The sequence below is a fragment of the Pseudomonas kulmbachensis genome, from assembly GCF_963681935.1.
Lineage (GTDB): Bacteria > Pseudomonadota > Gammaproteobacteria > Pseudomonadales > Pseudomonadaceae > Aquipseudomonas > Aquipseudomonas kulmbachensis.
This window is the reverse complement of sequence record NZ_OY817088.1, coordinates 3,396,937-3,420,412: the sequence shown is the minus strand read 5'-3', so window position 1 is coordinate 3,420,412 and position 23,476 is coordinate 3,396,937. Positions and strand designations below refer to the sequence as shown.

Below are 23,476 nucleotides of genomic sequence, written 5' to 3'. Positions count from 1 at the left end.
GCACCCGAGCAAGCGTTCCCGGAGCAGAGGCCTTGGCCACACTCATGTGAGTCAGCCCAGCTCTGCAAGTATCCGGTTCACATCCATGACACTGGCATAGTCCATCGCCATATTGGCAAGCGACAGCGCATGTACATCCTCGGCTGGCCAAAGCCGCCCCGTCAGGTCTTTCTGATCAAATGTATAACAGGCGCTGGCAGCCACGATCGTGTCAAAACCCAGGCAACCTGCTGCGCGCACAGTGGACTCCACGGAGTTGTTGGTAACGACTCCGGCGATGACCAATTGTTGAATGGAGCGTGTGCGCAGCCACCGCTCCAGGCCGGAGTTGGCGAATGCATCGGGTACGTTTTTTTCGACGACGTGCTCAAGAGCAAGCGGGGCAAGTGCATCCTGGAACTCGCAGCCTGTTTGTCCGGGCGAGAACACTGAGCCCGCAGTCCTGGAAATATGCCGGATATGGACAACCGGGCGTTGCGCCTGCCTCCAGGAATCCAGCAAGCGTTGTATGTTCAGCTCGGCATCCGGGTTGTTTCTACGGCCAAGTTTCGGGTCGGACATCCCTTTTTGCATATCGATGATGATCAATGCTGCATTGGCTTTGATAGAGGGCATGACCGTACCTCAGGCTGGAAATAGGAGGGTCATGCTAAGCGGGTTGTGGTGGTTGGCACCAGCGCGTTATAGGTCGCTGTCCTGGGTAAGGGTCTGTGGTTCGCCACGGGTAATCATCCACTTCAAGAGCGCGCTCACCGGCACCCGGTGGGTACGCTCGACCCATTGCACGCCTTCCTGGCTGTAATGCTCGATATAGCGGCTGAGTACCAGTTCTGCGCGGTCACTCGACAGCTGCAGGCTGGTTTCTCGACAGTGCAGGGCGGCGTTGGCACGTTTTACCAGGCGCTGCTCCAGGATCATGGGCGAGTTGTCAGGAGGCATGGGCTAAAACATTCTTGGCAGGAAAGGAGGTTGATCCTCGCACTCGCGGTTTGCCCGGATATGTCTGCTTTTTTGCCGTGCCGACACTTTATTGCCGAGTTGAAATATATGACGCAGCGCGCCGAATAGTTTTAGATACGTGTCCTTACAGAGCTTAAGTGATATGCGCCGGTGAGCAGTCTTTTGATCGTGGACGATGACCTTGAGGTCCTTGCGCTACTGAAGAAATTTTTTGTGCAACACGGGTATTCGGTGGAGGTGGCGACCGATGGCACTTCACTGTGGGCGGCGATGGCCCTTCAGCCGCCGGACCTGATCATTCTTGACCTGATGCTGCCTGGAGAGAACGGACTGATGTTGTGTCAGCGCCTGCGCCAGCAGTACCCCACGCCGGTCATCATGCTGACGGCCATGGGCGAGCTGAGTGATCGGGTGGTGGGGCTGGAAATGGGTGCCGACGATTACCTGAGCAAGCCTTTCGACGCCCGCGAACTCTTGGCGCGGGTACGTGCGGTGCTGCGCCGGGCCGGGCAGAGTCAGCCTTCGACCGGGCAGGTGCCGCGGCCGCTGATGAAGTTTGCCGACTGGCAGTTGGACCTTACCCGACGGGAACTGCGTTCGCCGGATCAAGTGATGATCCCGCTGTCGGCCGGGGAGTTCGATTTGTTGCTGGTATTTGTTGAACACCCGCAGCGCATTCTTACCCGCGAACTCTTGCTCGATCTGGCGCGGGGTTCGGGTCATGAAGCGTTCGACCGCAGCATCGACGTTCAGGTCAGCCGCTTGCGGCGCAAGCTGGAGTTCGACAGCAAAGGGGTTGAGATGATTCGCACCGTGCGTAACGTCGGTTACTTGTTTACCCCCAGTGTGACCCGGCAGTGAGGCGCTGGATTTCAGGTTGGCGCCTGCGTTCGCGCGACACCATAGCCCGCTGGATTGCCTTGACCACGATTTTCGCGATGCTCACGGCACTGGGGTTCAACGCGCTCTTTACCCAACTGGCAGGCGTCTGGGCCTATCCTCCGCTGGATGAGACCGGTTTGCTGGAAAAGATTTCCCTGACCACCAAGCTGATAGAAGCTTCAGAGGCCTCGCAGCGTGAACGTCTGGCTGCAGCCGTCACCGACCGCACTTCGAATATCAGTTGGCATGCCAGCCGCGAAGGCCTGGACTTACCGCAGGTTCCTGACGCGGTGCAGCGAACGCTCAGCCCGCTTACGCAGCGTCTGTTCAATAGCCCCGTGCGGCGACTCGAAGCCTATCAGCCCAGCGACTGGCCAGAGAAAAATGGTCACTACAGCCTGCTGGTGCAACTGACCGATGGTTCCTGGCTGATGTTCAGCATCCCGTCGCGCAGTTGGGGGTTGGGCCAATGGCAGCGCAACCTGATCCTGATTCTGTTGGTGCTGCTGTCCACCGCACTGGTAGCGCTGATCGCCACCCGCCACCTGGCCAGACCTTTGCAACAATTTGCCGAAGGGGCCCGACGCTTCGGTGTCGACTTTCGGGCGCCGCCCATCGAGCCGATTGGCCCCAAGGAAATCCGCCAGGCAATTCTTGCCTTCAACGCGATGCAGGCACAGTTGCAGCACTTCATCAAAGACCGTACCCAGATGCTCGCGGCCATTTCCCACGACCTGCGCACGCCGCTGACGCGCATGCGCTTGCGCGGTGAATTTATCGACGATCCTGATCAGCAGCAGCGACTGTTTCGCGATGTGGATGAGATGCAGGCAATGATTAACTCCAGTCTGGAGTTTTTTCGCGACGACGCCCGGCTGGAGCAGGCCACGCAATTTGATCTGGCAGAGCTTCTACAAACCCTGATCGATGACTATCGTGATCAGGCGATCGATATTGCCTTCAGCGGCCCTGCGCACCTTGTTTACTTCGGTCGCCCGCTGGGTCTGAAACGCGTTGTCACCAACCTGCTGGACAACGCCATCAAATACGCATGCGAGCCAGCTATAGAACTGAGTGGGGACGATGAGCAGGTGACGGTTGTCATACTCGATCGAGGCCCTGGGATTCCTGTGGAAAGCCAGGAGCAGGTGTTTGTACCCTTCTATCGACTGGAAGGATCGCGCAATAAAAACACCGGCGGAGTAGGGCTGGGGTTGTCGGCAGCCAGGGCAATTGTGCTGGAGCACGGGGGGTCGTTAACCCTGAGCAATCGCAAGATTGGCGGCTTGCAAGTGAACGTGGTGTTAGCCGTGTTAAAGGGCGAAGGTCTGTAGGCAGTATCGGGTCAGCCCGTAATGCTGTTCACCCACGTTCGGTGTAGCCCCCACTGTGGGAGCGAGCCTGCTCGCGAACGTCTCAAGCACATCGCGCGCAGGCTGGCTCTCACAGAAGCACGGTTAACGGCTACTCAGCCCTTCAGAGCGCCGCAGCCACTCTTGCCCCTTTGCCCTGGGGCGCAACATCATGCAGGGATATCCGTGACGTCTCGGGCAACGCCAGGCCACCAGCCAGGGCGAGCAGTGCAACTGCAATCAGATAGAACGCCGGCGACAGGTTGCTGCCGGTGGTGCTGATCAACCATGTTGCTACCAACGGTGCGGTGCCGCCGAACAGGGTGTAGGCCATGTTGTAGGTGATGGCTGAGGCGGTGTAACGGGTGCGAGTAGGAAAGGTTTCCGAGAGTAGGGCTGCGGTTACCACGCCGCACAACACCGCGCCAATCGCCAGCAACATGACCCCGACGATGGACGCCGCGAACCCACCGGAACTTGCCATCAGGAACGACGGATACACCGCGACAATCAGCAGGGCGCATGCCGTCACCACTGTCGCCCGCCGCCCGACGCGATCCGAGAACAACCCTGCCAGCGGGCATATTGCGGCGGCGAAGATCAGGGCAATCAGTGACACCAGCAAGGCGGTAGCGCGACTCAGACCGCCTGCGACTTGCAGATAGGTCGCGAAGTAGGTGGTAAACATATAAAACGACAGCGCTGTCAGTGACACAAAGGCCCCCAGGCAGCAAATTGCCGCGCCATGGTTGCGCAAGGTTTCCTTGAGTGGGGAGTGGGCAACGGCATGTTCCTCCTTCACTGCCTGGAACGCCGGGGTTTCATCCAGTTTCCAGCGCAGGTAAAGCCCCACCAGCCCCAACGGCGCTGCAATCAGGAACGGCAGGCGCCAACCCCAACTGCCCATGGCCTCGGCCGATAATGACGCCTCAAGGGCGTAGGCCACCACAGCGGCGGCTGCAAAAGCGGAAAATGTCGACACTGGCAGAAAGCTGCCATACCAGGCCCTTTTATCGTTGGGCGCGTGCTCCATCAGGTAGGCACAGGCCCCTGCGTATTCACCGCCTGCGGAAAAGCCCTGGGCGCAACGGATCAGGGTCAGAAGAATTGGTGCCACGACCCCTATAGCCGCATACGTAGGCAGCACACCGATCAAGGTTGTGGCCCCGGCCATCAGCAAAATGGTCATCGCCAGGGTGCGTTTGCGCCCGATTCTGTCGCCCAGCATGCCGAAGAAAATCCCGCCCAAAGGCCGAAACGCGAAGGCCACGGCAAACACCGCGAAGGTCTTGAGTAAAGCGGCACCGGAATCGCCGCTGGGGAAAAATTGCTGGGCAATGGTCGTGGCCAGAAAGCCATAGACGGCGAAGTCGAACCATTCGACAAAATTACCGATGGCGGCGGCGACAATTACCTTTCTCAGCGTTTTCGGGCTGACTTGCTCTGTAGACGCGCTTGTCATGCTGAACCTCGACCTGTCATCAGTAAGTCGTGATTATCGAGGCGGCAGCTAAATCGATTCGCTCCAAAAGTGTCATCGGCATAGTCAGCACCGACTTGTCCCTTGCCAGGCAAGCTTGATCAGGGCTGTGCGGACGCCGGGCATGTTGCCGTCGAACCGGGGTTGTCTACCCAGGCTGTTTTTTTCGAGAGGCTGGTCTTATCCAGTAGGGTGCTTAAAAAATCGTCGATGGGCATGGGCTTGGCGTAGAAGTAGCCCTGCATAAAGTCCACGCCGCACGCACCCAGATAGTCGCGCTGTTCTTCGGTCTCAATACCCTCGGCCAGAACCTGCAAATCCAGTTTGAGGGCCAGGTCCAGTATGGAGTCAAGGATGTGCACCGACAGGGCATCGGCCCCGATCATTGAAATAAAACTCTGATCTATCTTGATGAAGTCGACCTTGAAACGCTGCAAGTAGCTCAGGCTGGAATGGCCGGTGCCAAAATCATCAAGGGCAATTTTTACACCAAGGTCGTGGAGCCTTTCAATCAGCTGCAGCGCGGTGGGCGTTGGTTTTATAAGCTCTCGCTCGGTCATTTCCAACACCATGATGATCGCGCCAGGTTTGAATGCCCGCAAAAATAAAATGCAGTCATCGACCAAATCAAAATTTTCAAAATGCTTGGCCGAGACATTAAATCCCACATGAAAGGGCTGTTCCAGCCTTGACGCATAAGGTGCCAGTTGCTGTGCAGTCTTGTGCATCAGGCGTCGGGTCATGGCAATAATCAAGTTGGAACGTTCGGCCAGCGGAATAAAACTGTTAGGCGCAATGATTCCTTCATGGGGGTGGTTCCATCTGATCAAAACTTCGCAGCCCACCCATTTGCCGGAGGTTGAAGAAATAACTGGCTGTAAAAAGGGAATGAACTCATCAGCCGACAAAGCGCGCTGAAGTTCCATGCTCGGTGCCAGTACGCGGCCAAGCATCCAGTAGGTCAGTAGCCCGGTAAATATGCCCAATGCCAACAACAGCCCGAGAAGTACCGAATAGGTATCGAACGTATGCTTTGCCAATGTGCCTGCCGGGTAGGCCGCATAGACGGTGAAACCGTATTCATTGGAGAGTAAGGTTTTGGGGGCTGTTGGAAAGTCTTTATAGGGCGGTGTATGGGTTATCCCATACTGAGTCATCCAGGTGTTACCGACTTGAAGTGACAAATTGCTGTGTTTATTGATCAGGTGCAAGGCATCTTGAATATGCCTGCCATCGATGCCCACCAGAACGCTTTTAGTGCCATGTTGAACCCTCAATATAAGCACTGATGTCTTGGGCCCGGGGCTGGCTTGGTCAACCAGGCGTAAACGGCCACGCAAGTAGTTTTGTGGGTTCACGGTCAGGTTTACATCTGTGCCATATAAAGAGCTGCAATAAACCTGATTGTCCATGGCCAGGTTTGTTGCACGCAAGAAGCGGTAGGTGGCGACGGCTTCCCGTAACTCCTTGGCAACTTCAGAGCAGGGCACTCCTGCGATGTTGATCAGTTCATTGGCTGCCGCCTCTGCCTCATTCAACATGACTGTTATCTGTCTGGATGCCTCGTGAGCGGCATTGTCTGATGTGCGCGACAGGTCAGAACTCGTCTTCAGGTAGACCAGAAGAGTCCCCAGCATTATGGGCAAGAGGCCGATGGCAAGAGCAATCAAAATGACTTTTTTCGAGGAATAACGTATTGCGCGATTCATGGAAATTCCTGCGAAATTCAGCCGGATAAAATACGCTCAAGGCAAGAGTTCGCGCCTGGAGTACAGCGAACGCATGAGCCAATATTAGCCTCTCAAGGCCACGAGCAACACCCGCAGGCCGTGGCTTTCAGGTGGGGTAAGGAAAAGTAAGAATGAGGAAACCTATATAAGGTTGCTGGCAGGTTGAGGGGGCAAGGCTATGTGACTATTGAACTGGAATTTGCCCCGGATGTTGAAGCATGGTTTCACTGAACGCAGTACCCATCGTGGGTAGAGACTTCGCTTTTAAAGCTGCCCAGGCTGTTCAGGGAACAGCGGAATTCAGAAATGTCGACTTTCGTAATGCCTTGCGGTTTCTCGATGTGCTGACCCGCAAAGGCCGCCTGCTGAACGTCAGTGATCGGGATAATGTGGTCCGCCAGATAGCCGCTCATATTTGCCGGTGCGGGACCTACCCACCGCTGGTGGTGTTTGCGCAGTACAGCCTGGCACTGACCAATGTGGTGACGTTTGTCACCTCCTCAAATATGGAGTTTTTCAAAGTCACTGAAGTGATCAGGCGCTTGCTGCGGGTTCTGGCCAAGGCAAGAACCGAGGATATTTCGCTCTATGACTCTGGTGATGTCAGTGGTTTCTCATTGTTTGTTCGGCGCGAATTTAAACGGGAGACCAAGTGGGTAGGGGCATATGGGTACCCGTGCACAACAGCACTCAGGTTGGAACGTGGCAAACACCCGTCAGAATATTGTTGATGTTGTAGTAATACTCGACATCAGAGAATCGTGAAAAAGTTATTAGCCCACCTTCCAGTCCGCGGCGCATAAAAAGTGCATGCTTGCTGCTGTTGTCGCTTTCAAAAACGGTTGCGCTCAGGGTTTTAAACAAGAAGCGGGAGGTGTCCAGTTTCTCAAAGTTAACCTGGAGCCTGCGATTGTATAAAAATGATTGCTGTTCCGGGTTTTTCAGGTTGAAGTAAAGGTATATTTCACCTGCATCCATATTGATGGACATATCACCTTTGCCGGTCCAGCGCAGGCCATTATCTGACGAGTAGACAAAATCGATAGAGGCGTAGCACTGCGCCTGAGGCGTGTCCTCATGGTAGGTGTAAGCCTGCAGGGCGATCAGCGTGCCAAACACCATGATAGAGGCCAGGCTCAGCCATAGGGTTATTTTTTTTGTTCGATGATGAGGTAATTTGTACATAACGCCTCTCCTTTACTTTCCGGCTTTTCGCAGCTGACTAAAAGTTCAGACAAGGTTTTTTTAACATAATAGTTAGTCCCGGACGTGCCTGCAGAGGGACCAAATATAGCCATGCCGGAAACGATATCGCCAAGGGCGGTTTTATCCCCCAGTTCGACAAACAGCTTCGATTGTCCGGTGTCCGATAAAAGCCGCCACCGTTCGAGTTGGACAGGTTTACTAAAAAGCATGAAAGCATAATAGGCGGGCAGGGCAATGCCTAAGAACAGTGCCAGGTAAAAAAGATGTTTTCTGACAAAGTGTTTTCTAATGGTTCTGGGTGGGGGCGGTGAGGCAGTTGGGGGATGTTCCATGGTTGCTGGCGTTGTGACCGTGTTGTCATTTTCAAGCGCTGCTGTTATTGGGGCTGAAGGCGATGTTTCGCTGACGTTTGGGCAACTCTCGGTCGCCGTGTTATCGGGCAGTTCGTATGGAGGTTCATGCCCATGCGTATCGGCGTTATTTTCACTGGGTGTTTTTTCTATTGTTAATAACAAAACAACGCCGCGTCGGGGCAATGTTTTTAACACGGATCTGTCGAGTCCAACTTCCGAGAGATAATGCCTGAGGGTGTGAAGCGCCTTGTAGTAACTGCTGTCCGATACGATCAGACCACGATCTCCCCAGACGCGTCGGATTAAATCTTCTTTGTCAGTCACGCCCTCGATCAGGGCTAATAGCAAATGGCCTTCATTGCTGGTGAGGGTAGTTTGCAGGGGAGAGTTACGCAGTAAAAGCTTCTCATGATCATAGGTGCATTTGACCGTAGTTAATGCTGTTGAAGTTTCACGGTCGCCCTGCATCTTATGTACCTTTGATATTTTCCTGTACAAGAAGATCATAGAGGTACGCTATGAGTCAAGTCTGCTTGTAGGAAATTTCCTATCCGTCTCGTTGGGTCGTTTGTTTGGGGTGCTCAAAAGTTGAAAGTAAGTTTGAGTAAGGTGTTTTAAGGTGGGGAGGTATTGTGAGTAAGGTAGGGTGAGGCATTTAATGGGCAGAGTGGTTATATTGAAAGCTTAATTTTTAATCTAAAATTGAGCGTCGTTACGTTTGATATGTGTGAACTAAGGTGTGATGTTGTGACGCATGTTTTTTCAGTAATGGTGCTTGTGTTTAGTTTCGGTCTCGCTGGTTGTACTGCCAGTGATTGGATTCACGCGGCGGGGAGTGTCATGCACGCTCAGGAGGCCTATGATAAAAAGTCGCGCGGCGACAGAATCAAAAGAGCCAATTCAGCGGCTGCGCGTATAAACCGTTAGCGGGCAAACTTCCTGGCCGCAATCACACACATAATCACCACCGCAGTAACGCCAAACATGCCCATGCTTACCGTTTCATGCAGCACTGTGGCTGCCAGCGCCAATCCAAAAAAAGGTTGCAGAAGTTGAAGCTGGCCAACTGCAGCAATCCCGCCTTGGGCCAGCCCTCGATACCAAAATACAAAACCAATCAACATGCTGAAGACTGATATGTAGGCCAAGCCAAACCAGGCAGGAGGGCTGATGCCTGTGAATGAAGTGGGGGCCCACAGCCATGCCAGTGGTGCCATCAGCGGTAGCGAGAGCACCAGTGCCCAGGAAATCACCTGCCAACCGCCCAGCGTGCGGGACAGCTTGGCTCCTTCGGCATAACCAAGGCCACATATCAGCACTGCCAGCAGCATCAGGATGTCACCTTCGGGGGCAGCCGTAAGTCCCTGGGAGAAGGCGTAGCCCACCACAAAAGCGCTGCCCAGGACTGAAAACAACCAGAATGCTGGCCTGGGTCGTTCCCCTCCGCGCATTACAGCGAAAGCTGCTGTGGAAAGTGGTAACAGGCCCAGAAACACAATGGTATGTGCCGATGTCACATGTTGCAGGGCTAGCGCTGTCAGCAGGGGGAAACCGATTACCACGCCAGAGGCCACGATCAGCAGGGGTAGCAAATGGATGCGCTGCGGCCGTCTGGCCTTGAACAGCCCAAGCAAGGCTAACGCAAGCACACCAGCAATACTGGCGCGTGCCAGGGTCAGAAACACCGGATCAAACTCCAGCACCGCCACCTTGGTCGCGGGCAGTGAAGCGCTGAAAATAACCACGCCGATGAACCCGTTGATCCAGCCACTCAGGTTCTTTTCAGAGGTGGGGTTTTGCAGGTTTGAGGTACGTTCCATCGAGTCTCACACTCAAGGCTGATCGGGGGATTGCATGCAGCACATCCTATGGCTGATGATTAATGACAATCAAAATATTGTCATGGATACAAAGCCCGATGTCTCGATCCCGCTACAAGTCGCTGGTTGACGCATTTGCAGTTGATATCCGCTCAGGGCAATTGCCTCCGGGCACGCGCTTGCCCACTCACCGCCAGCTTGCCGCCAGCGAAGGGTTGGCACTGGTCACGGCAAGCCGGGTTTATGCAGAACTTGAGGCCATGGGACTGGTCAGCGGAGAAACCGGGCGTGGCACCTTTGTCAGGGAGACCTCGTTGCCTCCCGGTCATGGTATCGACCAGCCCGACGTGACAGCCGGGATGCTCGACCTCAACTACAACTATCCCTCCTTGCCTGGCCAGGCCGACATGCTGCGCACCGCCTTGCGGCAATTGGCGTTGTCTGGCGACCTGGAGTCGTTGTTACGCTACCAGCCCCATGGCGGCCGCTTGCACGAGCGGGCATCGGTGGCGCGGCACTTGAGCGCGTGCGGGCTGAATGTACCTGGCGAACAGGTATTAATCGTCAATGGCGCGCAGCACGGATTGACCGTGGCGTTGATGGCACTGTTACAGCCCGGCGATGTGATCGCGGTCGATGCCTTGACCTACCCAGGCTTCAAGGCTCTGGCGCTCGCATTGCATCTTGAAATCCTGCCGATTCCAACCACAGAAAGCGGCCCGGATCTGGAGGCCCTCGCCAAGCTCTGTCGCAGCCGCTCGGTGCGTGCGGTGTATTGCATGCCGACTTTGCATAACCCGTTGGGTTGGGTGATGAGCCTTGAGCAGCGAGAGCAGTTGGTCGCGATCGCTCGCAAGCATGACCTGCATATTATCGAAGACGCGGCCTATGCGTTTTTGGTCGAAAACCCTCCGATACCTTTGGCCGAATTGGCGCCGGAAAGGACGGTCTACGTTTCTGGATTTTCCAAAAGTGTCGCAGCAGGCTTGCGCGTAGGTTTTATCGTCGCGCCTGCGGAAAAAGTCGGGGTTCTGGAACGAATCATCCGGGTCACCGCCTGGAATGCACCTGGCGTGATGACAGCGATCACCAGCGCTTGGCTCGACGATGGCACTGTAAGCCGCCTGGAAGCACAGAAGCGCAAAGACGCACAAGCACGGCAGCTTATCGCTGACGAACTATTGGCCGGGATGCACACTGTTCGCCACCCTTCGTCCTACTTTGTCTGGCTGCCTTTATCGGAGGACGCCAGAGCGGATCAGGTCGCGGCGGCATTACTGCGCGAACAAGTATCGGTCTCCACCGCTCAGCCGTTTGCGACATCAGCCCATGTACCCCATGCCATCAGGCTGGCGCTGGGATCGGTGGGCATGGCTTCACTGCGTGAAGGCCTGGCAAAAGTGAGGCGGGTGGTTGAGGCCCATGCCTGGGCGTGAACTTATGCCATGGGCGGCAAGCGGCGCTTTACCGGGCTCTTCTTGATAATCGCCGTATTGGTTTCGGCGTATGCATTCAGGTCATCGAGCAGGCTGTCCAATTGCTCGATTGAACGGACATGCAAGCGGGCGATAAAGCAGTCTTCCCCCGTGACCTTGTCGCATTCGGTGAACTGCGGGGTGTTCTGGATCTGGCGTTCTACCTCCTGCAACTGGCCGGGTAGCGGCCGAATCCGGATGATCGCCTGGAGCTGATAACCGAATGCCTTGGGATCAATATCCACGGTATAACCAGTGATCACTTTGCGCTCTTCCAGCTTGCGTATCCGCTCGGCGACGCTGGGCGAGGACAACCCGCTGATGCCAGCGAGGGTCTTCAGGGAGCTACGTGAATCTTCCATCAAGGCACTAATCAAAAGCTGATCAATCTCGTCGTTCATTTCTTGCTCCTTAGGCAAAATCGGCAGAATGCCTCAACACTAAAGGCAAATATACCGACTCGCCTTTTTTGGATTATGGAGCTGCCTGTGTCGGGATTGCCATACTGTTTCCTACTTTAAAGGGGGCAGTTATGGACAAGACAATGCAACGCGGTTCGCTGGAAATGGTCGCCGCCATGTTGATCTCCGGGACAATTGGCTGGCTGGTTCTGCTCTCCGGGCAAGCGGTGCTGGATGTAGTGTTTTGGCGCTGTGTATTTGGTGCAGCCACGTTGCTGGTGATCTGTGGACTGATGGGGTTTCTGCGCCCCGGTTTGTTGAATCGCCATACCTTTGGATTGATCGTGCTGAGCGCAGTGGCCATCGTCGCCAACTGGGTGCTGTTGTTTGCTTCCTACTCACGCGCCTCCATTGCCATCGGCACCGCCGTGTACAACGTCCAACCGTTTATTCTGCTTGGTTTGGCGGCGTTGTTTCTCGGCGAAAAAATCACCCTGCAAAAACTGGCCTGGCTGGCGGTGTCCTTCGTCGGAATGCTGGCCATCGTCAGCGCTCATCAGGGGCAAGGGGAGAGCGGCAATCAGTACTTGCTGGGGATTGCCTTGGCATTGAGCGCAGCGTTGATGTATGCCGTGGCCGTACTGATCATCAAACGTCTGCGCGGAGTGCCGCCGCACCTGATCGCGCTGATCCAGGTCAGCACCGGAGTACTGCTGCTGGCTCCAATGGCCAATTTCAGCGAGCTACCAGCTGGCACACAGGCCTGGAGTTCTTTACTGACTCTTGGTGTAGTCCATACCGGTTTGATGTACGTACTTCTCTACGGAGCAATCCAGAAACTGCCCACGGCACTGATCGGAGCACTGAGCTTTATCTACCCCATAGCTGCAATTTTTGTCGACTGGTTTGCCTTTGGCCATCGGCTGGGGTTGCTGCAATGGGTGGGTGTTGTGGCGATTTTGGTTGCCGCGGCAGGGATTCAGTTGGGGTGGCGAGTGGGTGGGAGGCGGGTGGTGGAAGAATGAAAATAGAGAGAATGCTTTCAAAAGGCTATCATCTGCAAAATGTGTACAAATGACGGAAAAATCATGTCTTGGGAAAAACTCGTTCAGCGTTTGTGGAATGTGGCTGAGTTTCAGGGGTTTTCTGCTTTTGAGGATAAAATAAGAGCCATGTTGCCAGATGTTAGGCTCGATGCGCTTTTAGAAGGCTTGTGTTGCCTATTCCGTGCAGGAAAAACGGATGTAGCTGCGGCTTTGCTTTGTGAGTTTCTTTGTGGTCATTCTTCTCATCAATATATAAAACAACAATTGTATTGTTTCGTGTTGTTTTGCTCTACAGAAATTGTTGGGTCGGATGCCTATGGTGATGAATTGTTAGATCAATTACGAGACCTAATCGGGTTGGGGTTAATTGATGAGGCGGGTTTGCGTTTAGTTCGTGAGATAGAAGAGGGTAAGGGTGATGATAGTGATTTGGTGGTGTTGCTAGGTCGTGTCAGTATGCTTAAGTATGCGAATAATAAAAGGGAGATGGTAGTTGAGTCGGGTGAAATTGGTTGTGCTGTTAATGCTGGGTTTGATTTTCCTGAAGTGACTTTGGAGGAATCGGTTGGTCCCGAATATAATATGTTTACATGGGATGAGCAACCAGAAGTTGTACTTAAGCATGATGATGAGTGTGTTAGGTCCGCTGTTCTTTTACAAATGTCTATGAGCGCAAATTCTCCAATAGAAACTGATTCATATGAGTGGGATATTCATCTTGAAGATGCTAAGTCTGAAGAGGTTGAAAAGCCAGCTTTGAGTTCAGGCGCTATTGATGAGTGCATGCCTTCGTCTAGCTTGAGTGATTGTGAGTCGGCGCTGGATATGCCGGGAGCAAGACTGGCTTACTTTGAAAGTCGCTTTGTCAAACTTCAAATGCAAGAAAAGAAAATGCTGGAGTTTGTTTTTTTTAATCCGAAATCGAGCTTGGCTAAGTTGGCTGAAGAGTTTGTATTGACAGAGCCGGTTATAAATTACATGACTGGGGTCAAGCTAAAGTTTTGGTTGGATCGTGATAAGTTGGGTGCTTTCTCGATAAAGCAGGGGTTAGTCGATTTTTTACCTAAAAATGCTTTTGGTAAAGCAGGTGAGAATCTATCGGATGAGAAAGCTGATGGTAATGTCCCAAGTCCAAATAGTCCGGTAGGTGTGGCATCTGGATTAGATCTTCTTTCGAGTGATGCCAAGAAAATTCTTGCGTACTTCGCTGAGAATATCGGACAAAAAACACATGTTGCCGCTAATGCGTTGGGCATGAACCATTTGGTGATGCTTTCATTGCTGAATGGTTGTCTGGACGACTACCTAGAGCGCGACCGTGCTTTTGCAGTAACTCCTCGCTCGGGGGTTCCTGAACTCTTAGTCGCAGCAGGTTTATCCGAAGTGATTTGGGTCGGAATATAACCATTTGCAAGCAAGATATTTTTCGGGAAAAATCCATGTGGCCGATTTACTAAGGAGGCAGGAGTTTTTATCATAGGGTAGTTTGATAGTGCAAAATGGCCATTGAAGATCGAAGGCGCTTCCTTTGAGCCAGCACTCCCTGATCTCGAATACTCACCAACCTTCGTTTGTCAGCATCTGGCGATTTTAATCTCTGGTTTTTGGTTTGTGTTTGTGTTTGACTATTTTTTGACCAGAATTCTGGTTGAGCGGACGGAGTGGTTGGGTACTTGCATTGATCATGTCAGTGCCAGAAACAGGCGTGAACCAATATGCAGGTTTTGTACTTTTTCAGTACCATACCGGGTTTTTCCGGTAGATTTTCCACATGCAGTCAATACCGAAATTTTTGAGCATGTAGTAGTTTACGTACCATGATTTCAGGCTTTGTATTTTTGCCTCCTATACTAGACATCATGCAGGAGCGTATTTCTTTGCAGACGATATCCATATTTTCTCCTGCGATTACGGCCAAAAAACACAGAACTAAGGCGTTATGAAGAGCGTGAAACCTATACAGATAGTGGACCTTTTTGCAGGCCCTGGCGGTCTTGGGGAAGGTTTTTCATCGTTCGATGGCGGTCGTGGTTTTGACATCATAGTGTCTGCCGAAAAAGACCCTGTAGCTCGAAAAACTTTGCGTTTGCGTGCATTTTTCCGATTGTTGAAGCTGAAAAATCCAAGTGCATTGGATGATTATTATGATTATTGCAATGGGCGATCAAGCCAAGCATGGTCGTCACGAAGTGAGCTTGAATGGCTAGAGTCCGGTAATGAAGCTCGCTGTATTACTCTCGGATCTGTAGAGGGGAATACCGAGCTTGATGAGATCCTGAGCGAGCGACTTGACAGGACCCGCCCGTGGGTCCTGATTGGTGGGCCACCTTGTCAAGCCTACTCTCTTGTTGGAAGGGCGCGTAATCGCGGGAATCTTGAATATCGTGCAGAGGAAGATCACAGGCACTTTCTCTATCGAGAGTATTTGCGCATTATTCAGCGGTATAAGCCTGCTATTTTTGTTATGGAAAACGTGAAGGGAATTCTTTCTTCAAAAGTTGGGGGTAAGGAGATATTTCCGGAGATTCTGCAAGATTTGGCTGATCCAGATGCGGCACTTGGTGTTGAAAGTTCAGGCAGAAAGTACCGTATATGTTCTTTGGCTAGTGACGAGTCATATGGGCCAGGTGATGAGCTTGGGGCAGTGACATCAAGTAATTATATAATTCGATCTGAAAAAAACGGTGTCCCGCAGTCGCGCCATCGAGTGATATTGCTTGGTATAGCTGTTGATGAAGCCGGAGAAGTTCCTAGCTTCCCAAAACTGGATAATGATACTTCAGATATTACAGTTGCTGATGTGCTAAGTTCTTTGCCTCGCCTTCGCAGCAGGTTGTCTCGGGAGAAAGACTCTCCTGAGTCGTGGTATTTGGAAGTAATCAACCAGCTTGATTTCTTACGGTCCGCGTTGGAGTCAACTGGAAAGGACCCATTGCTAAGGGCTGAGCTAAATATAGCGCGTTCTGGGATAGTGGGCTGCTCTCTTGATACGGGGAGTTTGCGTTATCCAAGAGTGAAAGGAGATGGAAAAGTACATCTGGCAGAGTTGGACGAGTGGTATCAAGATAGAAATTTGGATGTTTGGTTAAATCATGAGACGCGTGGGCATATGCCTTCTGATCTGAGAAGATATGCATATGCTTCTGTATTTGCAGTTGCCCATAAACGTTCACCCAAGGGGCATCTTGAGTTTGATTTACCTGGTTTGGCGCCCGATCATAAAAATTGGGAATCCGGGAAGTTTAGTGATCGTTTTAGAGTTCAGCTAAAAAATGCTCCGTCAACTACAGTAACCAGTCATATTTCCAAAGATGGTCATTATTTTATTCACTATGACCCTCAGCAGTGCCGAAGCCTGACTGTTCGCGAAGCCGCACGACTGCAAACCTTCCCAGATAATTATTTCTTTGAGGGCAACAGAACACAACAGTTTCATCAAGTTGGTAATGCTGTTCCTCCCCTGCTTGCCGCAAAAATTGCATCTGTAGTTGCTGGTGTTGTGAAGCAGGGTGAGTGGTCTTTTATTAATCCATACGAGCATCAAGAGGGTGACGATCCTAATGAAGCCGGTTAACTCTAGACATGCACCGCCACGCGCGGGTGCAATGATCGAAGCACTTAGAGGGCTTGGCTACAATACAGCCACCGCATTGGCAGACATTATTGATAATAGTATCGGGGCGGGCGCCGATACTATTCATGTTCGATTTGATTGGGCTGCTGAAAATAGCAGGATATACGTGCTTGACAATGGACGAGGAATGTCATCTGTCCAGCTTGATGCTGCAATGCGATTAGGAGAGAAAAATCCGCTCGAGGATCGGGAGCCTGACGATTTGGGGCGCTTTGGCTTGGGTCTCAAAACAGCATCGTTTTCGCAATGCAGGCGCTTGACGGTAGGTACGATTCAAGAGGGGAAATTTGAGTCTCTTCGCTGGGATCTGGATGTACTTGCGGCGAGCAATGACGATGGTTGGTATTTGCTTGAGGGAATGCACCTTGGATCTGAAGGTTTTATGAAGCCTTTAATCGATGCTGGGGGCGGAACTCTGGTTCTATGGGAGGTCTTGGATCGGGTCGTAACAAGCGGATTTCAGATAAAGGATTTCCTAGAACTCGCTGGCCAAGTTAGCCTGCATTTGGGAATGATTTTCCACCGTTTTATTTCGTCAAGACGGTTGCGGATTGTATTTAATGATCAGGCTGTCAAGCCTTGGGATCCATTTTTAACAGGCCATGTATCTAAAGCATGGAGTCCTCCTTCTGTAGTCTGTCCGGTTATGAGAACGGTGACAGCTCAATGTCATGTACTTCCGCATGGCGACAGGCTGAGTGAAAAAGAGCATTTCAATGCTGCAGGTCCAGAGGGGTGGACATCACAACAGGGGTTCTATATTTATCGTAATGAGCGCCTTCTGGTAGCTGGAAGCTGGCTTGGTTTGGGAGCAGGACGGGGATGGACTAAAGATGAAGCTCATCGTTTGGCTCGAATTCGTCTTGATATTCCTAATACTGCAGATGCAGATTGGAAAATTGATATTCGCAAGTCAACCGCCAAGCCGCCTATCGCTATACGTTCATGGTTAATACGTTTGGCTGAAGATACTAGATCTCGTGCCTGCCGAGCATTTGCGCGGAGAGGGCGGACTGTTGGTGTCACTAAAGGAACACCAGTACACGAGGCTTGGGTGGCTGAAAAATTCAGTGGCGGTACACGTTATCGAATTGATCGCGAGCATCCTGCCACCCGTGCTGTTCTCGATGACGCAGGTGCACTGTTACCTCAGATCAAGGCCATGCTGCGTATTATTGAAGAGACAGTGCCGATTCAGCGAATATGGATTGATACGGCAGAAGATAAAGAAACACCTCGTGTTGGTTTTTCCGGAGAGGCATCTTCAGAGCTTGCCGCCATTTTAAATGACATGTATAGAAGTCTGGTGCAGTGTAAGGGGTACTCGCCTAATCGTGCACGTGAACAACTGATGCGAACGGAGCCTTTTCACAACTATCCAGAGCTGGTCGCGATATTGCCAGATCAGCTTTAAGCCAAAATTACAGCAGGATGCAGATGATGATTGGTTATAGCAATAACACCAGAAAAGTAATAAAAACGGTACAAGAGTTACTCGCAACAGATATGAGCGAGGCCGAAGTAACTCCCTTCGCGATTAACGAGACGATTAATCGTGTACTGGTTATGAGCCCTGCTTGGGGGATAGAGCTTGACCGTGCTGCCGTTACAGATGAACTTATCAGGCGTTTCAGTGTTTGGGTCGGTGAGGATGCTACGCTTGTGGACAATGCTGGCCACGTTCCTTGGTTGACTCCTGACCGAAAAGTTGAATGGCGCTATTGGCAACGTTATCGTGAGTGGCAAGAGGGTAAGCTAGCATGGGCAGCCGTCGATGGACTTGATAAGTCCACTGACCTGATCTTAGGTAATCTGGAAGATCCGAAGCGAGACGGCCCATGGGACAGGCGCGGCTTGGTCGTCGGCCATGTACAGTCTGGTAAAACAGGAAATTATACGGGGTTGATTTGCAAGGCAGCAGATGCTGGTTATAAGATAATAATTGTTTTAGCTGGTTTGCATAATAATCTTCGTTCACAAACGCAAATGCGACTGGATGAGGGATTTCTCGGTTTTGAAACTGGCCCTGTTGTTGGTGCTACGAAGTTAATTGGTGTAGGTAATATTGATAGCTCTTTAGGGATTCGGCCGCATTATGCAACTAATCGAAGTAATAATGGGGATTTCAATGCAGCTTTTGCGCGAAGTTTGGGGGTTTCCCCTGAAGAGCGTCCATGGTTATTTGTGGTCAAAAAAAACAAGTCCGTACTCACTCGGTTGTTGAAGTGGTTGCGGGATCATGTGGCAAATAGTCAGGATACAGAAAGTGGAAGAAAACTCATTAATCATCTTCCCCTATTAGTTATTGATGATGAGGCTGATCACGCGTCTGTAGATACAGGTGAAAAAATAGTAGGGGAAGATGGTAAGCCAGATCTTCAGCATGAACCCACTGCTATTAATGAGTTGGTGCGGAAAATACTACATACTTTTACGCGTAGTGCGTATGTGGGTTATACGGCAACTCCTTTTGCTAATATATTTATTCATGAAAAAGGTGAGACAGCTGAGGAGGGCCCTGACCTATTTCCGTCCGCTTTCATATCTAATCTTTCGGCGCCATCCTCTTATGTAGGCCCAGCTAGGGTGTTCGGATTGAGTACGGAAAATGGCCGAGAGGGCGGGTTGCCACTAACTCGCATTGTGGGCGATCAGTGTAACGAAGACGATGAACGGCAAGGATGGATGCCGTTGGGTCATAGGAGTAACTTTCAGCCTGAAGAAGTCAGTCCTTATGGTGTGCCTGCTTCTCTTGCCGAAGCAATTAATTCTTTTATTTTGTCTTGTGCTGTTCGTAATCTTCGTGGTCAAAGAAATGAACACTGCTCAATGCTGATACATGTGACGCGCTTTAATAGAGTTCAAAAGGCAGTGCATCAGCAAGTTTCAAGTTATGTGGGTGCTATAAAAGAGCGTTTTGCGCGCAATATTGATACGGATGGTATATTGAGTGAGTTGCGTTCGTTATGGTTGAGTGATTTTGTGCCAACCAGTTTCGCTGTGAATGATCAAGTAGAAGAGCAAGTTGCATTAGTTAATTGGGTTGAAGTTAGTGGTGAGCTGTTGGGTGTTTTGGATTCTATTGATGTTCGTATGATTAATGGGACTGCGAAAGATGCGCTCGATTATGCAGATAGTCCAGGCGGGATAAAAGTTATTGCAATTGGTGGAGACAAACTCGCGAGAGGTTTGACTCTTGAAGGTTTGACCGTGAGTTATTTCTTGCGCGCTTCAAAGATGTACGACACTTTGATGCAGATGGGACGTTGGTTTGGTTATCGTCCTGGCTATTTAGATCTATGCCGGTTATATACCACTACTGATCTTGTTGAGTGGTTTGGGCATATTGCCGATGCTTCTGAGGAACTCCGGGAGGAATTTGACTATATGGTCAATAGTGGCGGGAAGCCTATTGATTATGGATTGAAAGTAAAATCGCACTCGGTGCTCATGGTCACTTCTCGGCTGAAAATGCGCTCTGCTAAGCCGCTATACCTCTCTTTTAGTGGGCAAATTTCTGAGACTGTGGCTTTTTTTAGAGAGCCAGAAATGCTGAACTCTAATTTTGCCGCTTTCGAAAGATTTACTAAGAAAATGGGGGGGGCTTCGGACATTCCGTCCCAGTCTCGTAATGGCAGGGATGATAAGTGGAATGATGGTGCGTATTGGAGTGGTGTAAATTCAGATAATATTGTGACATTCCTTCAGGAGTACGAAACACATCCTGAATCTCTGAAGGTAAATAGTAAACTACTGGCAAGATTCATTGACGAGATGAGTCGAGACGGCCAATTAACCGATTGGACAGTTGCTGTAGTCTCCGGCAAGGGGCCTGAAAGCCGGCAGGTGGGAGGAAAGGAAGTTCGCTTGATGAAGCGAACTGGTAGTAAGTTGGCTGATCGGTATGCTATTGGACGATTACTTTCTCCTCGTGATGAAGCGCTGGACTTGGATGAGGCCGCATGGAGCGCTGCGCTCGAATTGACGATTGCTAGGTATGTAGGCGGTGGAAAAAGCTCGGCTGAAAGGGCTATACCTGAAGTTCCTAGTGGTAGTGCGATTCGTAATGTTCGGGGCTTTGGTGCCCCGGGGGTAAAAGCGCATCCTGAGCGCGGGCTTTTTATTATTTCTTTGTTAGATCCTCGTTTGTCAGAAGAAAAGTTCCCTGATGAGTCATCAGTAGTTGTCGCCTTTGCTATCAGCTTCCCCGGAAGTAACTTGAGCACTAAGGTTGAGTATATGGTTAACAATGTTCATTGGCAGAACTGGGAGCAACAGTATGGCGCTTGTGACTGAGTCTGAAATTCTTTCTATATGGCGTCCCTTGGGTGGAGGGAGTAGCAAGGATGGATGGCGCAGTATTGCTCTGGCTGAATCCGATGGATGTCGCCTGCGTGCAGCTCGTCGTTCTCCTAGTAATGAGGAGGCTTTAATGATTGGTTTTGCAGCATTAAAGCTTCCTGCTCAGAATCTGTTACCTCAAGGATATGGTTTCAGAGTTGAGAGAGCGGACTTGGGCGAGGCGGGTGCAGGTTATCGCTGGCTAGCCTTGGTGCGTCAGCCCTCGGGCAGTTTGGAGCTTTTCAGCAAAATGGTTGCTGACATTATAAGTACACTCCAAGTGAGCATGCGCTCAAAGGAAGATGTTCTGTTCCAAAAATATTTGGGGCGGATTAGAGCTTGGCAAAATTTTATGCGCAGGGGGGCTGAAGGCCTTAGCCCTGAAGAAGAGATAGGTCTTAGAGGAGAGCTTGAGCTTTTGACAGCTCTGATTGTTCAAGGGCTGCCGATTTTTACCGTTCTAGATTCGTGGAAGGGACCTATGGATGGGCTTCATGATTTCGAGTTGGGGAGCGGTTCGGTAGAAGTGAAAACAACGTTGGCAGGGGAGGGCTTTCCGGCAAGAATCGATTCATTGGAACAACTGGATGACTCTCAGCGTTACCCACTATTTCTTGCTGGCGTAAGGCTTCAACTGGATCAGACTGGCACAAGCCTACCTCAGCATATAAAAGTTGTACGTGATCGACTAACTGCTGATCCGGAGGCCTTGAGATGCCTTGAGCTGTGTTTGTTGCATGTGGGTTACTTAGACGCTCATGACTCCCTGTATACAAGGGGCTTCTCTTGTTCGGAATTGATTATTTATAGGGTTGATGATGGTTTTCCGCGACTGACTCCATTTAGTGTGCCTCTGGGTGTTTTGGGTGCTAAATACGAGATTGATCTGGTACTTATAGAATCAGAGAAATTGACCCTAGATAGTATGTTGAATGAATTAGGGGTGTTTTGAAATGGAGCTTATTGAGTATTTGAAGGGGCTGCAGGCAGATATTCGTGAAGCCGAGATGACCTTTGACTCTCCGGGGGAGATATATCCATACCCAGAGTTGGTGTTTTCCGAAAAGGTCATGCAGCATATGTCGGATATTGGCATGACTTTTGAACCTCAGTCTTGTTACTACGACGATGGGGGGGGTAAAAATTCAAAACTAAAAGTTAGTGGATATTCATTTTCAGATGCAGATGATGGGGAGGCTCCCGATCAGTTAGATTTGTTCGTAAGTTTATACAAGGGAGTTGATGAGATAGAAAATATCTCACAAGCTGAAGTTGGTGCGGCGGCTGCTCAATGTGTAAGATTCTTAGAGCAGTGTGTGAGCGGAATACTTGAGAAAGATATGGATGAAACCAATGAAGCCTATCCTCTTGTCATAAGTATCAAAAATTATTTTTCTGGTTTGGATAAAATCAGGATATACGTAGTTACTGATAGAAGATTGGTGAGTAAAAGCGACTTTAAGCCTATAGTCTATAAGGGGAAAACTATTCAGCTGGAAGTAATGGATATCCAGCGGATCTACAATCATCTTCAAGCTAACAGGCCCAGAGATGAGGTTCTTGTCAATTTTGAAGATCTTTCTGGAACATCGTTGCCATGTGTTTGGGTGCCTGGTGAAGATAATGAATATGATTACGCGCTTACAGTAATACCCGGCGAGGCTCTTAGATCGATATATGATAAGTATGGGGCTAGGGTGTTGGAAGCAAACGTGCGTTCTTTTTTAAGCGCAACGGGGAAAATAAACAAAGGAATACGAGATAGCTTGCGAAATGAGCCTGAGCGGTTTATGGCTTATAATAATGGAGTGGTTTTGGTTGCCGATGACATAGGAATGGGCCGAACAGCCGATGGTTCTCCCGGCATCCTTTGGCTGAAAGGTATCCAAGTTGTAAACGGCGGGCAAACGACAGCTTCTTTATATTTTACGAAAAAAAAATTCCCCGGCACGGATTTGTCGAAGGTACGTATTCCTGCAAAATTGATCATTCTGCGTTCGTCGGATAATGAAAGTGAACTTATATCCAATATTTCAAAGTATGCAAATAGTCAAAATGCGGTAAAGGCTTCCGACTTGTCTGCAAATCATGTGTTTCATACTCAGTTGGAAATGCTTGCTGAACGTACATATTGCCCTGATGGTATAGGTCGCTGGTATTACGAACGTTCGAACGGTAGTTATAAGGTTATGCTTGAGCGTGTAGGAAAGACGCCTGCGCGTATTAAAAAATTACAATCTACTATTCCCCCGTCACGAAAAATTACCAAAACGGACTTGGCCAAATTTATTAACGCGTGGGAACAAAGTGCCCACTTGGCCAGTTTGGGTGGACAGAAAAACTTCGATGCATTTATGTCTGTTGTCGATCAGCGCGAAAGCAAGGGCCTCTCAAAGGTTCCAGACGCTGCTGAGTTTAAGCGGATGATAGCAAGAGTTATTATTTTCAAATCCGCGCAAAAAATCATTCGGCCATTATTTCCGGCTTTTCAGGGTAACGTTACTATCTATACTTTGTCCTTGATTTCGCATAAGACTGGTGACGCATTCGATCTTGATATGGTTTGGCAACAACAAGGTATCTCTGCAAAATTTGCTGTTCAAATTGCACAAACATCTAAGGAAGTTAATGCCGCTCTGCACAGTGGAGCTTCAGGAAAAATGATTTCTGAATGGGCAAAGAAGGTGGAGTGCTGGTGGTACGTCAGGGATTACAAATATTCGAAACTGGCTGAGGGGGTTCCCGAAATCAAGTTAGGATTAACGGGGGCGTGATTTTGCTGATTGAGTGTTTGAA

19 protein-coding genes and 1 pseudogene are annotated in these 23,476 nt (G+C 50.6%); 11 read left to right on the top strand and 9 right to left on the bottom strand.

What is annotated here, in order from left to right; all coding sequences use genetic code 11:
* Positions 1 to 51 precede the first annotated feature (51 nt).
* Positions 52 to 615 carry a cysteine hydrolase family protein gene (locus tag U5A05_RS15755; protein ID WP_261738824.1) on the bottom strand — a complete coding sequence of 188 codons (564 nt, stop codon included), beginning with the start codon at positions 613 to 615 and terminating at the stop codon, positions 52 to 54.
* Between the two features lie 66 nt (positions 616 to 681).
* Positions 682 to 939: a hypothetical protein gene (locus U5A05_RS15750; protein WP_261738823.1), complete on the bottom strand. Its 258-nt coding sequence runs from the start codon at positions 937 to 939 to the stop codon at positions 682 to 684.
* 171 nt (positions 940 to 1,110) lie between these two features.
* Between U5A05_RS15750 and U5A05_RS15745 the strand changes: the two genes are divergently transcribed.
* Together U5A05_RS15745 and U5A05_RS15740 are read left to right on the top strand one after the other, a co-directional pair.
* A complete protein-coding gene (locus tag U5A05_RS15745) occupies positions 1,111 to 1,821 on the top strand; it encodes a response regulator (RefSeq protein WP_261738822.1) in 711 nt (236 codons plus the stop codon).
* Positions 1,822 to 1,898: 77 nt separating this feature from the next.
* Positions 1,899 to 3,176 carry a HAMP domain-containing sensor histidine kinase gene (locus U5A05_RS15740; RefSeq protein WP_261742458.1) on the top strand — a complete coding sequence of 426 codons (1,278 nt, stop codon included), beginning with the start codon at positions 1,899 to 1,901 and terminating at the stop codon, positions 3,174 to 3,176.
* 142 nt (positions 3,177 to 3,318) lie between these two features.
* Here U5A05_RS15740 and U5A05_RS15735 read toward each other — a convergent pair whose 3' ends face one another.
* Together U5A05_RS15735 and U5A05_RS15730 are read right to left on the bottom strand one after the other, a co-directional pair.
* Positions 3,319 to 4,656, bottom strand: coding sequence for an MFS transporter (locus tag U5A05_RS15735; RefSeq protein ID WP_321833827.1), 1,338 nt, complete (start codon positions 4,654 to 4,656; stop codon positions 3,319 to 3,321).
* A gap of 119 nt (positions 4,657 to 4,775) precedes the next feature.
* Positions 4,776 to 6,383, bottom strand: a complete 1,608-nt coding sequence (locus U5A05_RS15730; protein ID WP_321833826.1) for an EAL domain-containing protein — start codon at positions 6,381 to 6,383, stop codon at positions 4,776 to 4,778.
* 239 nt (positions 6,384 to 6,622) lie between these two features.
* On the opposite strand from U5A05_RS15730, the gene U5A05_RS15725 reads away from it, so the two are divergent.
* Complete coding sequence (locus U5A05_RS15725; RefSeq protein ID WP_261738819.1) at positions 6,623 to 7,135, top strand: hypothetical protein; 513 nt, start codon at positions 6,623 to 6,625, stop codon at positions 7,133 to 7,135.
* Here U5A05_RS15725 and U5A05_RS15720 read toward each other — a convergent pair.
* The 3 genes from U5A05_RS15720 to U5A05_RS15710 form a co-directional block, all read right to left on the bottom strand.
* Positions 7,095 to 7,589 (bottom strand): hypothetical protein, encoded by a 495-nt coding sequence (locus U5A05_RS15720; RefSeq protein ID WP_321833823.1) that lies wholly within the window; start codon positions 7,587 to 7,589, stop codon positions 7,095 to 7,097. The two genes, U5A05_RS15725 and U5A05_RS15720, sit on opposite strands and share 41 nt — an antisense overlap.
* The gene (locus U5A05_RS15715) at positions 7,553 to 8,431 is read right to left on the bottom strand and encodes a winged helix-turn-helix domain-containing protein (protein WP_321833821.1); all 879 of its coding nucleotides are present in this window, start codon (positions 8,429 to 8,431) and stop codon (positions 7,553 to 7,555) included. The genes U5A05_RS15720 and U5A05_RS15715 overlap by 37 nt, the downstream gene beginning before the upstream one ends.
* A 455-nt stretch (positions 8,432 to 8,886) precedes the next feature.
* Positions 8,887 to 9,783, bottom strand: coding sequence for a DMT family transporter (locus U5A05_RS15710; RefSeq protein WP_261738816.1), 897 nt, complete (start codon positions 9,781 to 9,783; stop codon positions 8,887 to 8,889).
* A gap of 98 nt (positions 9,784 to 9,881) precedes the next feature.
* Between U5A05_RS15710 and U5A05_RS15705 the strand changes: the two genes are divergently transcribed.
* Complete coding sequence (locus tag U5A05_RS15705) at positions 9,882 to 11,219, top strand: aminotransferase-like domain-containing protein (protein ID WP_321833816.1); 1,338 nt, start codon at positions 9,882 to 9,884, stop codon at positions 11,217 to 11,219.
* 2 nt (positions 11,220 to 11,221) lie between these two features.
* Here U5A05_RS15705 and U5A05_RS15700 read toward each other — a convergent pair whose 3' ends face one another.
* Positions 11,222 to 11,659 carry an Lrp/AsnC family transcriptional regulator gene (locus U5A05_RS15700; RefSeq protein WP_321833814.1) on the bottom strand — a complete coding sequence of 146 codons (438 nt, stop codon included), beginning with the start codon at positions 11,657 to 11,659 and terminating at the stop codon, positions 11,222 to 11,224.
* 131 nt (positions 11,660 to 11,790) lie between these two features.
* Between U5A05_RS15700 and U5A05_RS15695 the strand changes: the two genes are divergently transcribed.
* Complete coding sequence (locus U5A05_RS15695) at positions 11,791 to 12,684, top strand: DMT family transporter (RefSeq protein ID WP_321833812.1); 894 nt, start codon at positions 11,791 to 11,793, stop codon at positions 12,682 to 12,684.
* Between the two features lie 63 nt (positions 12,685 to 12,747).
* On the top strand, positions 12,748 to 14,109 hold the full coding sequence (locus U5A05_RS15690) for a hypothetical protein (RefSeq protein WP_321833810.1): 1,362 nt from the start codon (positions 12,748 to 12,750) through the stop codon (positions 14,107 to 14,109).
* 283 nt (positions 14,110 to 14,392) lie between these two features.
* Here U5A05_RS15690 and U5A05_RS24280 read toward each other — a convergent pair.
* Positions 14,393 to 14,599, bottom strand: a pseudogene (locus U5A05_RS24280) (hypothetical protein).
* A gap of 45 nt (positions 14,600 to 14,644) precedes the next feature.
* On the opposite strand from U5A05_RS24280, the gene U5A05_RS15685 reads away from it, so the two are divergent.
* From U5A05_RS15685 to U5A05_RS15665, 5 genes are read left to right on the top strand one after another with little or no spacing between them, the layout of a single operon-like run.
* Positions 14,645 to 16,279: a DNA cytosine methyltransferase gene (locus tag U5A05_RS15685; RefSeq protein ID WP_321833808.1), complete on the top strand. Its 1,635-nt coding sequence runs from the start codon at positions 14,645 to 14,647 to the stop codon at positions 16,277 to 16,279.
* Positions 16,280 to 16,310: 31 nt separating this feature from the next.
* Positions 16,311 to 17,753: an ATP-binding protein gene (locus U5A05_RS15680; protein ID WP_321833807.1), complete on the top strand. Its 1,443-nt coding sequence runs from the start codon at positions 16,311 to 16,313 to the stop codon at positions 17,751 to 17,753.
* A 23-nt stretch (positions 17,754 to 17,776) separates the two neighbouring features.
* A complete protein-coding gene (locus U5A05_RS15675; protein ID WP_321833805.1) occupies positions 17,777 to 20,635 on the top strand; it encodes a Z1 domain-containing protein in 2,859 nt (952 codons plus the stop codon).
* Positions 20,589 to 21,632 carry a PD-(D/E)XK motif protein gene (locus tag U5A05_RS15670; RefSeq protein ID WP_321833804.1) on the top strand — a complete coding sequence of 348 codons (1,044 nt, stop codon included), beginning with the start codon at positions 20,589 to 20,591 and terminating at the stop codon, positions 21,630 to 21,632. Before U5A05_RS15675 ends, U5A05_RS15670 begins: the two co-directional genes overlap by 47 nt.
* Position 21,633: 1 nt before the next feature.
* Entirely contained in the window at positions 21,634 to 23,454 is a 1,821-nt protein-coding gene (locus U5A05_RS15665) for an AIPR family protein (protein WP_321833802.1), read from the top strand.
* Positions 23,455 to 23,476 lie beyond the last annotated feature (22 nt).